Origin of the sequence: Psychrobacter sp. CAL346-MNA-CIBAN-0220 (assembly GCF_040309805.1) — a bacterium.
Taxonomy (GTDB): Bacteria; Pseudomonadota; Gammaproteobacteria; order Pseudomonadales; family Moraxellaceae; genus Psychrobacter.
On sequence record NZ_JBEOPF010000548.1, the window covers coordinates 1 to 252 of the forward strand.

At 65.5% G+C, this 252-nt stretch carries 1 protein-coding gene; it reads right to left on the bottom strand.

What is annotated here, in order from left to right; all coding sequences use genetic code 11:
* Window positions 1–40 precede the first annotated feature (40 nt).
* The coding region (locus tag AAEY88_RS14740) for a hypothetical protein (protein ID WP_350563588.1) at window positions 41–252 on the bottom strand (212 nt) is incomplete at its 5' end.

A 252-nucleotide genomic window follows, 5' to 3' on the forward strand; every position in this document is an offset into this window, starting at 1 on the left:
GGTTCGTGCACGGTGCGTCGATCGCCGCGCGCGCGGCATGTCACGAGTATTGCGAGAAGAGCACGCGGTTGCTGGTCGAAGCGCTGTGACGGCGCAGCGGTGGACCACGCACGTTCGACATCGCCGCGCGAATCGCCCACAATCGCGTTCGGCGCGTCGCCACGTCGGCCCGCGCATCGTGAATGACGGCCCGGCCATCCGCCATTCGTCGCTTCGCATGATCGTGCACAACGAGAAGGCAACATGCAGATT